Annotated in this window: 1 protein-coding gene; it reads right to left on the bottom strand. The window is 67.3% G+C overall.

Going from position 1 to position 220, the window contains the following annotated elements:
• Positions 1 to 220, bottom strand: a 220-nt coding sequence (locus P0D73_RS46970) for a GDP-mannose 4,6-dehydratase (protein WP_408436608.1), incomplete at both ends; no start/stop codon positions are given.

Genomic DNA, 220 nt, shown 5'->3' with positions numbered 1-220 from the left:
TGACGCGCCCGCCTTCGGACGCAACTGATCGAGCAGGTCGCACAGCGTATGGACGACTTCGAGGTTCTTCTTCTCGTTCCAGCCGCCGACGTTGTACGTCTCGCCCGGCGTGCCGCGCGCGAGCACCTCGCGGATCGCGCTGCAATGGTCGCCGACATACAGCCAGTCGCGCACGTTCTGACCGTCGCCATAGACCGGCAGCGGCTTGCCGCCGAGCGCG

This window comes from Paraburkholderia sp. RL18-101-BIB-B (genome assembly GCF_046026985.1).
GTDB lineage: Bacteria > Pseudomonadota > Gammaproteobacteria > Burkholderiales > Burkholderiaceae > Paraburkholderia.
This window is presented reverse-complemented; position numbering and strand designations above follow the sequence as displayed.